Here is a 14,082-nt window from a genome sequence, read left to right as displayed (position 1 = left end):
ATTCTGGCGAATCCCCCTATCGCGGGTTGGGCACGGTCAGCTCAGCGATCCCGCCGCAGGAGTGATCGTGCCGGGGGCGGTTGTGATGGGTGCGATGACTGGCGGCAGTGATAGATCGGTTGGGGTAAATTGAAAGTCGACACCGACTGAGAATTTACGGCGGTCCAGGGTCAACCAATTCTTGAGACGAATGAACTGCGGGTCGCCGTGGATTCTGCGGATGTGATACGGATCTTGCCCGGGCCAGTTGTAAGCACCAAACGCGGAACAGACGCCCTGCATGCCGGCTTGCTTGGCCAGTCGTACCGCCTCGGCGGACATGGTGTTCGGCGTGCCGTAGGGGAACGCAAAGTACTTGATCGGCTGTCCAATCAGGTCGCTCAATTCTCGGCTGGCGGTCACGATTTCATCGACCAAGACGGCCGGATCGGTGATTGCGGCAACGTTGCAATGAGTGCGTGTGTGGGCGCCAATTTCGATCCCGCTTCCTGCCATTTCGCGAATCTGATCGAGCGTGTTCGGCCTCAGCGGGATTCCTTCCGCAATGTCTTGGGGAAACGATCGCTGGTTGACCACCGAATCGTGCGTTACGAAGTAAGTCGCTGGAATCTTATTCTCGATCAGATACGGGATGGCTTGATCGCAATTGTCGGCGTATCCGTCGTCAAAAGTGATCGCGACGGCGATGCGATCATTGTGGCCGCTTTCTATTCGACGCTGTACTTCGGACAGGGGAACAATTTCAGCATGCTTCTGCAGCCAATGAATCTGCTGTTTGAACTGAGCATTGGTCATCGACCAAGAGTTCGGATGTGTGTCGGCGACCCGATGATAGAACAGCACGCAAACGGGTACGCGACCTTCCGCGGCCAGTCGATCGCGCATTCGCGACCTGAACGGAGCGGTTCCGTGGTAGTAGGCTCGCAGAGCGAGCTTGCGGCAGCTACTACTGAGCCTGCTCAAGGCAACTCTCCGGACGGTTGAAACGTAGCAAGTCCGGACTTGATCAGGTTCTTGAACGAGATTCCGATGGAGTAGACTTGATTGCGGATCTGAGCGGAAGCACGCGGACTACAGATGCGAATTTCTTGAGAGGGGTGCAGTTGAGCGCGCCATCGCAATTTGTAGCTTTCGTCACCACGCATCATGTCAAAGCGCACGCGTCCTTCGTTGATACTGTTTCGAATACCCTCGCAGAACAGCGTGCTGCCGGGACGCAGTTTGGCTTCGTCGGGATTCATTCCGGACTGATAGAAGTACAATGATTCAGCATCCGTGATGGCAAACATTGCTGCGATGGGGGTGTCGTCATGTATGGCGACGGCCATTCTCAGCATCCCAGACTTCAGCATTTCCGAGGCGGCGCGTCGAATGAATTGATCGAACGGCGGGTGATCAAAGCATCCCGTCGTTCCCGATGCGTGTCGTCGACGTTGATGGAGGTCGACGAAGTCATCCCAGTACTGCTCAAGCTCTGCTTCGTTTTGGACGGTATGAATGACTACCGTGCCGTCGTCTACGTTCTTGATCGACTGGCGAAGTTCTCGGCGTCCACTCTTGGATCTTTGCGCAACATACTGCTCCCACTGCTCGGGGAGGTCGATGACGTAGCAACCGTCACCAGCAGTGCGTTTGACGGTTAGCCCGGTTCGCTCGATCTGATTGGCAAAGACATTCAGTCGCTCGTCGGATTCGTCACCGCCGATCAATTCGATCGCATCCCAAGTCAGTTCACGCGGCATTTTGATGGACTCCCCGAGGGCGGTTTCGTTGAGCCACTGAGCAAGAGCGTTGCAGACGGGCTCGATATCGCCAGGGCGACACAGCAGTGACAGGTGGTCCGTGCAGGCTTTGCCCGAACCCAAAAACACGACCGTTCGTCCGGTGCTGATACGGTTTTCCATGCACCAGGGAGCTATTCCAACGATCTCGTCTCCGCGTTTGACCAGCAGGACGTACAGGGTGTGTTGGCCTTGATAGGCGTGCCACCAACTGCCGAGCCATTCCCAACGTTGCAAGGGGTTGGCGGCAAGCGAGTTCCAACAATCAATCGTCGCCTTATCAAGCTGTGATGAATCGCTGATTAGCTCGGTGGTGAGTGACATTTGGGTCGGCCAAATCGATTGCGTTGCTGGACAGACATGAGACGCTGGTCTTCACGTCGCCTGAAACTTTGCTCAACCACAACGACAGGCAACCAAGAGTGTGATCAACCTGAAACGGTTTTTGGTCTGGATTCAACGAATGGACTGATTGGTCCGATTAGTGGATCGCTGTCGGGCAAGCTGAGGGGCTGATTGAGGAGTCAACCGTCTCGGCGGAAGTCCGTGCGGCGGGCTTGCTTCTTTTGCGATTGCTTCTCTTTCGCATCTCGTTTTCGACGCTTGGACCCCAAAGTCGGCCGGGTGGGTTTTCTGGATTTGGGTGGTGCCTGGCACTCCAGCAACATCTCGACCAGCTTCTGGCGAACGTCCGCCATGTTCCGCGGTTGGTCTCGATACTTGTCACTGTGCAGCACCAGCTCGCCTTCGCGATTGATTCGGTTCGCGAATCGGGTGACGAACCGATCTCGCCAAGGTCCGCTGAGGGATTCACAGTTCGCCGGCGACCAGCGAAGCGTCACCTTTGAATTCACTTTGTTGACGTTTTGCCCTCCTGGACCGCTACTGCGGACGGCAGAAAGCGTGATTTCACGCTCAGGGATCGTCAGTCGTGCATTGACGCGTAGGTCAGACATGGGATCGGCTCAGTGGATCACTTTCAAAGGGCAGGGACGGCCACGGATCACGTGGTCGGCCAAGTTGCGTTACATTCATGGGGTCAACTGGTGTGCGGAGACCAAGTCAACAGAAACCGTACGCCGGCGTCGCGGAATCCGTTGTTCACATTATCAGAGATCATGCCCCAGAATCCTTTCACATTCAGTTCATTACGCCCGGTTCTCTTGTTTTCGAGCACGATTTGGCTGTGGTTGGCGTTGTCCCCGGTATCGGGGATTACCCCTGCTGCATTCGCCGAGGAGCCCACGCAGCAGCTCTCATGGCCTCGATTCTTGGGGGCCAATTTTGACAATGCGGCCGTGACCGGCGGGCTACAGTATGATTGGAGCCAGACGCCGGAATTTCTATGGTCGCTGCCGGTGGGTGAAGGCTACGGGATGGGGGCCGCCGCTGACAATCGGTATTACCAATTTGACGCTGATGTTCAATCGGGAGAAACCGTCGAACGCCTCCGCTGCGTCGACTTGGATACCGGCGAAACCCTTTGGCAATCCTCGACGCCGTTTCAATACCGAGACATGCTGGGATACGAAGCCGGTCCCCGAAGCACCCCAACGCTCGCGGGCGAACACGTTTATACGTTTGGGGTGACGGGGATTTTGTGCTGTCGGAAAATCTCGGACGGTGAAACGGTATGGAGCGTGGATACGAACAAAAGGTTCAGTGTCGTTCAAAACTTTTTCGGTGTCGGCAGCTCGCCGCTTGTCGTCGGCGACTCGTTGATTGTGCCGGTCGGTGGTAGTCCACCAGAAGACGCGAGTATTGCGCCGGGACGTTTGGACCGAGTTTCACCGGCCGGATCGGCCCTCGTGGCCTTTGACCGCAACAACGGAAAGCAACTTTGGGCCAGCGGTGGCGACTTGTCGAGTTACAGTAGTCCACGAACGATGCAAATCGATGGCAAAACGGTTGTGCTGTACTTTGCTCGCGACCATCTTTTGGCTCTGGACCCAACGGACGGTCGCGTGCTGTGGACGCATTACCACCGCGCGAGAATTCTGGAAAGCGTCAATGCGATGGTGCCCGTCGTCGATGGAGCTCAAGTCTTCATCAGTGAGTGCTACGAGATCGGCAGCGTTTTGCTGTCTGCGAAACCGACAGGCGTCGAAGTCGTCTGGCAGGATCCGCAACGTAATCGCCGTTTGCAATCGATGCGATGTCATTGGTCAACACCTGCACTGATCGATGGGTATCTGTACGGGTGCAGCGGACGCAATGGACCCGACAGCGATTTTCGATGCGTAAAGTGGTCGACCGGAGAAGTCATGTGGGTTGACAATCGTCGGACGCGATCGTCGGTTGCACAAGTGAACGACCATTTGTTGGTTTGGGACGAGGGCGGACAATTGCAAGTGATCAAGCCGAACCCGAAGGGGCTGGACGTGATCGCGGCTTGGGACATGGCAGAACCGGCGCAACAAAGCGACGACAAGGACGCCAAGATTCGTCCCGCGCTAAGCTACCCCTGCTGGTCGGCACCGATTGTCATCGGTGATAGACTGTTGCTTCGTGGCGATCAGTACGTTGTCTGCCTGAGATTGGCGACGCGATAAATGCCCCCGTTGAATCCCAGGGAAATCGAAGTGAGTAAAGACGAAGAACACGTGTTGGTCGTGCCAGAATCGGTGGTGAACGAGATCGGGTATTTCGAAGGATTCGAGGCCGATACGGCTAAGTATCTCGGCCCGATACTGAAATCTGACCAATTGTCGTTCCAGCCACGCAGCAAGATGGAAACGGACCCGACCTTCAAGCAGTTGATTCCCTACGTGTTGTTGGAGTGGACCGATGAGCAAGGAAGATTGAATCTCTTTGCGTACACACGTGGTGGCGGTTCAGGTGAGAAGCGGTTGCACGCGAAGCGAAGTGTCGGGATTGGCGGGCACATCAGCGCCGAAGACGCCGAAGGAGAAGGCGACACGTACGAAACCGGAATGCAACGCGAACTGGCCGAAGAAATCCAGTTGGATGCGGAGTACACCCACACGGTCGAAGGATTGATCTACGATCCGTCCAACGATGTCGGCAAAGTTCACTTGGGTGTGGTGCATCGATTCGTCTTGACGGCTCCGCACGTGGCCAGCAACGAAGCCGATTTGGCCGAAGGTGGCTTCGTCGCCGTCGATGAACTGAAATCCCAGTCGGAGAGTTTGGAGACATGGAGCCAACTGGCCGTTGCCGCGTTGTACTCGTGAAATGATCTATCTGGACCACCATGCCACGACGCCTTGCGATCAACGGGTCGTTGACGCGATGCTGCCTTGGTTGACGCAGTCGTTCGGGAACCCACACAGCACGTCGCATTCGGCGGGGCGTGTTGCGGCGGACGTGGTCGCGCGTTCGGCAGCATGTGTGGCGAGGCATCTTGGGTGCCCGGCTGAATCCATCCTGTGGACCAGTGGTGCGACTGAGAGCAACAACCTGGCGATCCGTGGAATCTGTGGTCACCCGCGGCAAAAACGTCGTCACCTGATCACCTGCTTCACAGAACATCACGCCGTACTGGATGTGGTTGCCGAGATCGAGCAAAACGGATGGCGTGTCACACGCGTACCAGCCTATCCACAGGATCACGAGCTGGCCGGATGTGTGGACCTGGATGCGTTGGCTGGAGCAATCGATGAGGACACGGCGCTGGTTTCGGTGATGTGGGCCAATAATGAGATCGGAACGATCAGCCCGATGCAACAGATCGCTCATTTGTGTCATCAAGCAGGTGCCCTGTTGCACAGCGATGCCACGCAAGCCGTTGGTCGTTTGCCCGTGGACATGAAGTCCGTCGATGTCGATTTGCTCAGCGCTTCGGCGCACAAGTTCTATGGGCCAAAGGGAATTGGAATTCTCGTCGTGGGAAACGGGAATCGGCGTGTCCGTTTGCGTCCGCAGATCGTGGGTGGTGGTCAGCAACGCAATCTGCGTAGCGGAACGCTTGCTCCGGCATCCATCGTCGCGTTGACAACTGCTTTGGAAATTGCTGTGTCGGAGATGAGCGAGTCCGACGCTCGAATCAGACAGCTTCGCAAAGTTTTTTGTGGCAAGTTGTTGGAGTGTATTGAAGGGCTTGTACTCAACGGCATCTCACTGGAATCCCCGCAGCGTTTGGCTGGGAACTTGAATGTGCGATTACCGGATGTGGAAGGCGAGTCGTGGATGGCTGCGGCGCCCGATGTGTGTTTCAGCAGCGGCTCGGCGTGCAGCAGTGTGGATGCGAACCCAAGCCACGTGTTGACGGGGATCGGATTGACGGAATCCGAGGCACGCAGAAGCGTTCGATTCGGGATCGGAAAGTTCACCACCGACGAGGAGATCACACAAGCCGTTCGCTTACTCTGCGATGCCTACCGCCGCATCAAACCGGCTTGAATGAGGAGCGACGATTGTCGTTCGACTTTCCAAGTCGAAAACGAACGAACCGTAGGTCATGCTGTGTATGACAAAATACGCTGTACCGTCGAGCCGGACTCAGTCAGTCGATCGACGATGCGAAAACTTCTTTGCCATTTTCGTGTAAGGATGGCGAAATCATGTGTTTAACTGCTGTCGGGTAGAATGTTCGCTTTGCCACAGCAGCCGATCGCACCGTATGACACAGTTCCCAGAAACACGCGAAAGCCTGATTGTTCAGGTCAAGAACCCGGAAGACCGGGCGGCGTGGGAGCAGTTTGTCTCGATTTATCGACCGGTGATCTTTCGCACCGCCGTCGCTCGCGGGTTACAGGACGCTGATGCTCAGGATCTTGCACAGCAGGTCCTGTTGGCGGTGGCTTCGGCAATTGGTGATTGGGAGAAGCGGGACGGGGCCACGCGATTTCGTCATTGGCTGGCCAGAGTCACTCGCAATGCGATCGTCAATGCGTTGTCTCGTGGCCCAAAAGACCCGGCAGCGGGTGGGTCGTCGGTTCAGCAATTGTTGGCTCAGTTTCAGCAGACTGATCCGGAGACGGAATCGCTGATCGATTGGGAATATCGTCGCCAGCTTTACCAGCAAGCCGCGAAGATCGTTCGCAGTGATGTCCAGCCCGACACTTGGCGTGCGTTCGAGCTGACCGTCATCGACGGGCAAAGCAATCGGGCGGCGGCAGATCAACTCGGAAAATCTCTTGGAACCATCTACACGGCTCGCTGCCGAATCATGCAGCGACTGCGTGACGTGATTGCCGAACTGGAGGCATCAGAAGCATGAATCAGCAAGTTTGTGATCCGAATCGACTTTCGTCGTTTGTGCGTGGAGAACTGAGCGACCAGGCTGAGCGGGAACTCACTTCGCATCTGGACGAATGCGAATCGTGCGGTCTAGCACTTGAGCAGCAAGTTGCTGAAGCCTCCGCATGGCGCGAAGCCAGCGTCTTTCTCGGTGAACCGGTCGCTCAGGCACATGAAGCCGAGTTTTCAGTCACTCGCTCGCGCGACGCGCAGATCGAGTTGGTCTTGTCGCAGCTTTCGCCCACCGACGACCCCGACTCGCTCGGTCGAATTGGCGGCTATGAAGTCACTGGTGCAATCGGCAGCGGTGGGATGGGCGTCGTGCTGAAGGCTCGCGATCAATCGCTCGATCGCGTGGTGGCGGTCAAGGTGATGGCTCCGCATCTGGCGGCCAGCGGATCGGCTCGCCAGCGTTTTGCAAGGGAAGCGAAAGCGGCCGCTGCCGTGCTGCATCCCAACGTGATCGCGATTCATGGTGTCTCCAACGAACAAGCGTTGCCCTATTTGGTGATGCCGTATGTGCGTGGCCAGTCGCTACAGAAACGAATCGACGCCGAAGGTCCCTTGCCATTGGTCGATATTCTGCGTATCGCTGCTCAGGTCGCCGCCGGTTTGGCCGCCGCGCATGATCAGGGCCTCGTCCACCGTGACATCAAGCCCGGCAACATACTGATGGAACAAGGCGTCGAACGCGTCACCATCACGGACTTTGGGCTCGCCCGCGCCGTTGACGATGCCTCGATGACTTGCAGCGGCGTGATCGCCGGGACGCCGCAATACATGTCGCCCGAGCAAGCGAGGGCCGAGAAGATCGATCATCGCAGTGACTTGTTCTCTCTGGGCAGCGTTCTGTACGCGATGTGTACAGGGCACCCACCGTTTCGGGCCGAATCGAGCTTCAGTGTACTGCGTCTAATCACCGACAAGCATCCCCGACCGATCCGCGAGACCAATCCCGATATCCCCGACTGGTTGTGTGCGATCATTCAGAAACTGATGGCCAAAGATGCCGATGATCGGTTCGATTCTGCCAAGGAAGTCGCGGAGCTGCTCGAAAAATGCGTGGCTCATGTTCAGCAACCCTTGCAGTTTGAATTGCCGATGATACCCGAAGATCATACCAGCGGCGTGGTGACAACCGATCTTTCGCAATGGGCCAAGTGCGTATTCTCCAGTCCGGACCATCAGCGCAGCTTCTTCGGTCGCCACGTCTGGCCGTTCCTGGAACGCGGTAAGGTGCGTCTGAATAATGATTCAATCGAGTGGACGTTCAACAGCGGCCTGCATCAAAAGATCCCGTTATTGTGCATTGAAGAAGTCTCGATTGGACATTACTCACGTTTAACGCATCCGGCGCGGATGGATTTTCTATCGATCCGCTATCGCGATGGAGACACAGTGCGGACCCAGTTGCTAACACCCCTATCGTCAATACTGACTCCGGTCACGACCGCAAACGCGGCGGTCCGACGCTATGCAGATCGACTCCCTCAGTCGGTCGCTGAACCAAATTCAAGTGGGTCGAAGCGTGGCTGGTCGTCCAAGTTCCTTGCAACTTGCTTTCTGCCGATTCTTCTACTTGCCGGCGTCCTGATCGTCCTTCAGTGGAACAAGGGCACGCTGCGCATTGAAAGCGAGGCCGACGACGTTCCGATTCGCGTTGTCCAGGGCAAAGACGTTGTCGAAGAACTGACTGTCTCAAAATCTGGCAAGTCCGTTCGCATCGCGGCGGGGAATTACAAAATCGAGATCGGCGGCCAGATCGACGGGCTGGCGCTCGACGACGACTCTGTCACGTTGCAGCGAGGTGGAAACGATGTTGTCCGAATCGTAAAAGTTGCCCCGGTAGCAAGTGCCCTGGGCGATTGGCCCTACGGACGCCTGCGAAAGAATCTTCAAGAGATCAAACCGCCCGGAGGCGCGCCTGTTATTCCATCCGGCGATCCAATTAGCGTTGCCATGGGCGCCGAACTAACAAGACGTTTGGAGGCAGTACCTGATGGGGAACTGGACAAGTGGCTTGTCGAGTTAGAGCGGGTCACGGGTGACAAACTGAACGGCGAGATGGCACGCCAGGCATGCCGGACATACATCGTCAATCGTATGGGTGTCCTGTTCGAAGACGGTGATTGGAACACGAATACTGCGAGCCGATTGTTCAAACAACTGCAGTCATTGAACCCATCGGAGGTTGAGGCGTGGAAGAACGCGTTTGAATCCTTGATGAAGGAAACAATCGGGCAGAATGATCGAGAAGTGTTCGACGGTGGCCCCAGCTATGCGGTGCCACTGGTTTTGATTTCCGTTGACGCGTTGTTTGATGATGAAATTCACGAGCTGTCAAGCGGAACCACCGATCTGTCACTTGCGTCTGGCATGGCCGAATCTTCCATCGCGCAGGATCTGGCCATCAAGTATCAAAAGCGACTCAGCCAACTTGCGAAACAAGACATTGCATCGTGGCGAAGCAAAGTCGATCGCTTCGGCGGAACCAAGCTCGACGCCGCCATGAACATCATCCTGCTGGATGACTACTTCGTCGACGAAAAATTCCAAGACGGTGATTTTGCCGCGACGCTCGGCGGGACGAATCCAAAGGATTCGGCTGGGCAGGTTACTGATTCCGCCGGAGGTGCCGTTGCCCCTTCTGCGAACCAATTCTCCGTTTCCCTGCGCCGAGAAACCGTCAACAACCTGACTCACATCATCAATGCACTGCATCACTATCACGAAGTGCACGGGCAACTTCCTCCGGGAACGATCAGCGGCAAAGACGGCAGGGGTGGGCCGCCGCATAGCTGGCGAGTCGAACTGTTGCCGCTGTTGGGACATCAGGAGCTTTATGACCAGTATCATTTCGATGAACCCTGGAATAGCGAGCATAACAAGGGACTACTCGCGAAGATGCCCGACGTTTATCGCTCGCCGCTGGACAAAGCTGATTCGACCAACACGTCCTACTTTGGAGTCGTTTCAGACGACATCTCCAAACGGGCGGCACAGCTTCAAGAAATGCGGGACCAGCGGGACGGCGGTCCGAATGACTTGGATGAGAGCGCATACATTGGTGATGATGATCCTGCCACATTGCAAGCTCACTTCGAACAATACACGCCCGAAGCCACCGTATTCTGGAAACAGCATGGGGCGTCCTTCAGGGACATGCTCGACGGAACGTCCAACTGCATCGCAGTGATCGAAGCGAAACGCGACGTCCCATGGACGAAGCCCGACGACATCGAATACTCGGCTGATCAACCGCTGCCCAAGTTCGGTGGCTGGTTCGAGCAAGGCGTGCATGCTGCATTCGCTGATGGCACGGTCAAGTTCCTCGCCAACGATAACGACGAGCAGACCATTCGCAACCTGCTGACGATCTCCGATGGCCAGCCCGTCGAGCCGCTGCTGGTCCGGCGATTGCGGATTCATGGAGCCGTCGCGGTTCCTGAGGACGAGCCAGAAGTGGCCGCGGGACCAGAGACTTATCAGGTTCCCGGCGGCCCATTGTTAATGATTCAGTCCGACAAAGAATCGGTGTTGACCGAAGCCGACATCATCGAAGTCACCGCCACCACCGATCCGAACAATCCGTCCGGAGGTGACATCGTTACCATGACGTTGACCGAAGAAGCCGGTGCGCGTTTTCTGGAGGCAACAACGAAACTGAGTGAGCAAGGAACCAGTGGATACATGGTGATCACGTTCGACCGCAAGGTCCTGAGCGCCCCCAGAGTACTTACGCCGATCGGAAACAAGTTGACGATCACAGGAAACATCGACGCGAAGGCTCTCGCCGAGCAGATTCAAGCGGCGATGGACGAAATCGATGCTCCAAAAAAGCCAGCTTCAGCAGAGGCTGAACTCGGAGGTGTGGAGCGGGTTCAGGCGGTGCCACAGGAAGAAGGCGAGTACGTCACGATTCCACTGAAGGTGGAGTGGCATTCCGCGACAGCGATGGAGCAGATTCTCGGCCAGCGTCATCTGACGATCCTGGCTGACGGGGTAATGAAGGAAGACGATCATTCCAACGCGGTCAATCGAGTGCTGCGAAGCGTTCTCCATGATTGCCGGCTGGATTCCTATAAGTTGGTGGCACGTGACGAATCCGACTACTGGGACGCTCGACTGTTTGTGCCGCGCAAACCTGAATACTTAATTGGGTCGCTGTGGTACAGCGACCCCATCCGCACCCTTCGTATCGGAGATCGCCACACTCCGGTTCCCGCAGATACACTGACGCAGGATGAGCCACAGGCGAAGCTCGATGCGGAGCTTAAAAACGGCTTTCAATTGCGACTGGACAACTCGACGATGGGAGAGCCTCGGTTGTCCTCCGCTGGCGCCTCACAGGATAACCGGTCAGCAAAATTCGAATCACGGATCACCGGGCAATTCGGTTTCCTTACGGCAAAGCAAGTCGCATCAGTTAATGACGCAGTCGCCGCATTCAATCGAATGGCACGTCAAAGCGAGGTTGGACGCAAGCAACAGGAGCTCACGACTGATGAAGTCGTTGCTCGCTACGAAATTGGATTGATCAGAACAAGGGTAACGCAGGAACACGCAATGAGCTGCAGGAGATCATTGACACGCAAACGTTTCAGCCAGGACATCAACTGTCCTATTCCTCGCGTTATATCAGTGAGGGAAACGTATTTGATGTCTGGGAAATCCGCTTCGGGGACAAGGACGCCGTCCCATGGCTGAAGATTCGCGACGTTCTCCTTACCTCGCGTCCGAAAACGCCTCATGAACAGGAATTGTGGGAACAAATCAGGGTGGAGATGATGAAGAACTTTGACAACGTGAGACTTGGCGGACTCGGCGCCTCACACGAGCGTTTACCACGAGAACAGAGCAAGTTTGAGCAGCTACTGGATCGAGCCTATCAGCCATCGGCGGGCGTCTCGGACGCGGGTTCACCGACCGACGAGGCAACTCTTCACAAATATCGCCCCTACCGAGCGACTCGAAGAACACAGGTAGAAGACAAGATTCACAAGATGCTTCAGCAGCCAACGTTAAAATCCATCAAGAAGTTGCCGCTTGCTGAAGTTGCCGAACAGTTTGCCAGATTCCACGATGTAAAAATCGATATCGACCCGTTGTGGCTGGAGGATGAAACGCCGGATTTGAATCAGCCAGTCAGCACAGACCTGGGCGACCTTTCGCTGGGAGCGGCACTCGACTTCATCCTGGAACCGCTGGGAATGTCCTACATCGTCCGCGACGACGAAATCCGCATCACTTCGATCGACAGGGCGGAGGCCTACCAATACGAACGAGTCCATGAATTGCCGCCGCCATTGAAAGGGCAGGAGGAGCAGGTCATTCAGGCCTTGACGACGAAAATCACTCCAGAAAGCTGGTGGCTTGTTGGAGGTGAATATGTTGCCTCGGCAACCGACGGTTGGTTGACCATCAGTGCGAATCGGGAGGTTCACGAAGCAGCCGCCGCTTTGTTGGAGGAATGGCAGACACCGAAGCAACAACGATCATTGCCGGAGTTAGGCGTCCCATCAAGCCAAGACGAATAGCGGGGAACTGCAAAAGATTTATTGAGGTCCGTGACAACTGAATGTTCGGGTTGAGGCCGTAGCGAAAGTCGTCAAGACTTTCGGTGATTTACTGCCGAAACTCTTGGCGAGTTTTGCTACCCTAAAACTAAGCCGTGACAGACCTACTAACAGCAGCCGACTTGATTTCGCAAACCAATTCAAGATCCCAATTTGGAGTATCCATCATGTGCAATACAAGAGTTTCAATTGTCGTCCTCGCCTTTTTGGCGTTGAGTTCCACCGCTTTCGCGCTCTATTCGGTTTCCGAGACGGGAGATTGGCCGAAAGAGTGGCCGAGTGAACTGGAACCACTGCGCAAGCAATCACGTACTTTGGTCGGCCCGACGTTGGAGGCACAGCATTTCGCAATGCGCTTCAAGACTCGAGAAGAGTTTGAGGCCGCCTGGCCGTTCATCCTGAAAGTCAAGAGCGAAGGGGCCCCCATCTTTCTGGTGCAATCGCCCAACTTCTTTCTAGGCAAAGACCATGCGGGCGTTGTCGTTCATTGTCCTCCCAAAGGACAGTGGGACAACCCAAAGACGCCCGAAGCGCCCATCGAAGGTTACCCCGCTGAATCCCGATCGCGCTGGCAATGGACCAACTACATCGAATTGGTCGTTGACGGACAAATCATTGACCTGAATCGAATTCAACTGCCAGCCAATACGCCCATCGTCGACGAGCGTTTCAAGGCGGAGAAGACAAATGAAGACGCGAAGTCACCGTAGCCCGCAAACATCAGATACTTGCGGACACCACCACTCAATTTTCCGGAGAGAATGTCATGCCATCTAGCGTTTCCAATGTTGTCCTGAATGGGTTGCTCGTCTTGCTAATGATGACTGCGGTAACCCACGGCGACGAACCACAGACCTCGCCGAGTCAGGCGTCAGTGGTCAATACGAGCTCCTTCACTAATTCGGTGCAAGCAGAAGCACGACTGGAGGAAGTGCTTGGCGAGCGAACTTCCCTTTATGCGATCCAGTCGCCACTGATCGACATCATCCCTTTGCTGGCAGACAAACATAATGTTCGAATCATTGTCGACCAAGAATGGATGGAGGCCGCCCAGCCCGACCTCGAGGTTCCGGTTACGATAGATGCCAAGGGGTTCACACTGCGCAGTGCCCTTGATTTGATGCTCCCGCCCCTTGGGATGTCCTACATCATCCGCGATGAGGCGATTCAGATCACTTCCATCGAAAACGCAAAGACATATCAATACGTACGTGTCTACAAACTTCCGGGGTTTACTGAAGGAAAGGAATCGCGAATCGTTGACTATTTGTTGAAATCCATCAGCCCGAATCAATGGACTCAAAACGGAGGCGAATATTCTGCATCGGCAGGCGATGGCCTGCTGACCATCAATGCAAACCGGGAAGTGCATACCGCATCCATGATGACGTTGGAAAGAATGCGGCGGATGCACGAGATCCGATCGTCGAACGAGCCCCGTTTGCGTGGTGACATCACGGCACCGCAAAAGGACCCGTTCGCCAAGTGAGAAAACTAAATGGTGATGAAGTAGCAAGAAAATG

General features: G+C 55.6%; 11 protein-coding genes. 8 read left to right on the top strand and 3 right to left on the bottom strand.

Annotation, left to right across the window (positions count from 1 at the left end; translation table 11 throughout):
• Positions 1–36 precede the first annotated feature (36 nt).
• From Pla52nx_RS21040 to arfB, 3 genes are all read right to left on the bottom strand, one after another.
• Positions 37–963 (bottom strand): polysaccharide deacetylase family protein, encoded by a 927-nt coding sequence (locus Pla52nx_RS21040; RefSeq protein WP_146520806.1) that lies wholly within the window; start codon positions 961–963, stop codon positions 37–39.
• A complete protein-coding gene (locus Pla52nx_RS21035) occupies positions 960–2,105 on the bottom strand; it encodes a GNAT family N-acetyltransferase (RefSeq protein WP_146520807.1) in 1,146 nt (381 codons plus the stop codon). Before Pla52nx_RS21035 ends, Pla52nx_RS21040 begins: the two co-directional genes overlap by 4 nt.
• A 200-nt stretch (positions 2,106–2,305) precedes the next feature.
• Positions 2,306–2,737 (bottom strand): alternative ribosome rescue aminoacyl-tRNA hydrolase ArfB, encoded by a 432-nt coding sequence (arfB, locus tag Pla52nx_RS21030; RefSeq protein WP_146520808.1) that lies wholly within the window; start codon positions 2,735–2,737, stop codon positions 2,306–2,308.
• A 162-nt stretch (positions 2,738–2,899) separates the two neighbouring features.
• Between arfB and Pla52nx_RS21025 the strand changes: the two genes are divergently transcribed.
• From Pla52nx_RS21025 to Pla52nx_RS20990, 8 genes are all read left to right on the top strand, one after another.
• Positions 2,900–4,333, top strand: coding sequence for a PQQ-binding-like beta-propeller repeat protein (locus tag Pla52nx_RS21025; RefSeq protein WP_146520809.1), 1,434 nt, complete (start codon positions 2,900–2,902; stop codon positions 4,331–4,333).
• Positions 4,334–4,363: 30 nt separating this feature from the next.
• Positions 4,364–4,975, top strand: coding sequence for an NUDIX domain-containing protein (locus Pla52nx_RS21020; RefSeq protein ID WP_231742060.1), 612 nt, complete (start codon positions 4,364–4,366; stop codon positions 4,973–4,975).
• Positions 4,956–6,143 carry a cysteine desulfurase family protein gene (locus tag Pla52nx_RS21015; RefSeq protein ID WP_231742061.1) on the top strand — a complete coding sequence of 396 codons (1,188 nt, stop codon included), beginning with the start codon at positions 4,956–4,958 and terminating at the stop codon, positions 6,141–6,143. Before Pla52nx_RS21020 ends, Pla52nx_RS21015 begins: the two co-directional genes overlap by 20 nt.
• Positions 6,144–6,363: 220 nt before the next feature.
• Entirely contained in the window at positions 6,364–6,963 is a 600-nt protein-coding gene (locus Pla52nx_RS21010; protein WP_146520811.1) for an RNA polymerase sigma factor, read from the top strand.
• Positions 6,960–11,690 carry a protein kinase domain-containing protein gene (locus Pla52nx_RS21005; protein ID WP_146520812.1) on the top strand — a complete coding sequence of 1,577 codons (4,731 nt, stop codon included), beginning with the start codon at positions 6,960–6,962 and terminating at the stop codon, positions 11,688–11,690. Before Pla52nx_RS21010 ends, Pla52nx_RS21005 begins: the two co-directional genes overlap by 4 nt.
• Before the next feature lie 77 nt (positions 11,691–11,767).
• Positions 11,768–12,520, top strand: a complete 753-nt coding sequence (locus tag Pla52nx_RS21000; RefSeq protein WP_197454696.1) for an STN domain-containing protein — start codon at positions 11,768–11,770, stop codon at positions 12,518–12,520.
• Between the two features lie 206 nt (positions 12,521–12,726).
• Positions 12,727–13,269 (top strand): hypothetical protein, encoded by a 543-nt coding sequence (locus tag Pla52nx_RS20995; protein WP_146520814.1) that lies wholly within the window; start codon positions 12,727–12,729, stop codon positions 13,267–13,269.
• 56 nt (positions 13,270–13,325) lie between these two features.
• On the top strand, positions 13,326–14,048 hold the full coding sequence (locus tag Pla52nx_RS20990) for a hypothetical protein (RefSeq protein WP_146520815.1): 723 nt from the start codon (positions 13,326–13,328) through the stop codon (positions 14,046–14,048).
• Positions 14,049–14,082 lie beyond the last annotated feature (34 nt).

Origin of the sequence: Stieleria varia, from assembly GCF_038443385.1 — a bacterium.
GTDB lineage: Bacteria > Planctomycetota > Planctomycetia > Pirellulales > Pirellulaceae > Stieleria > Stieleria varia.
This window is presented reverse-complemented; position numbering and strand designations above follow the sequence as displayed.

What these genes read in the sequence shown, in the direction of transcription:
- Pla52nx_RS20995 (WP_146520814.1), top strand. Translation starts at nt 12,727, where the DNA reads ATGTGCAATACAAGAGTTTCAATTGTCGTCCTCGCCTTTTTGGCGTTG.
- Pla52nx_RS21025 (WP_146520809.1), top strand. Translation starts at nt 2,900, where the DNA reads ATGCCCCAGAATCCTTTCACATTCAGTTCATTACGCCCGGTTCTCTTG.
- Pla52nx_RS21005 (WP_146520812.1), top strand. Translation starts at nt 6,960, where the DNA reads ATGAATCAGCAAGTTTGTGATCCGAATCGACTTTCGTCGTTTGTGCGT.
- Pla52nx_RS21010 (WP_146520811.1), top strand. Translation starts at nt 6,364, where the DNA reads ATGACACAGTTCCCAGAAACACGCGAAAGCCTGATTGTTCAGGTCAAG.
- Pla52nx_RS21035 (WP_146520807.1), bottom strand. Translation starts at nt 2,105, where the DNA reads ATGTCACTCACCACCGAGCTAATCAGCGATTCATCACAGCTTGATAAG.
- Pla52nx_RS21000 (WP_197454696.1), top strand. Translation starts at nt 11,768, where the DNA reads ATGATGAAGAACTTTGACAACGTGAGACTTGGCGGACTCGGCGCCTCA.
- Pla52nx_RS20990 (WP_146520815.1), top strand. Translation starts at nt 13,326, where the DNA reads ATGCCATCTAGCGTTTCCAATGTTGTCCTGAATGGGTTGCTCGTCTTG.
- arfB (WP_146520808.1), bottom strand. Translation starts at nt 2,737, where the DNA reads ATGTCTGACCTACGCGTCAATGCACGACTGACGATCCCTGAGCGTGAA.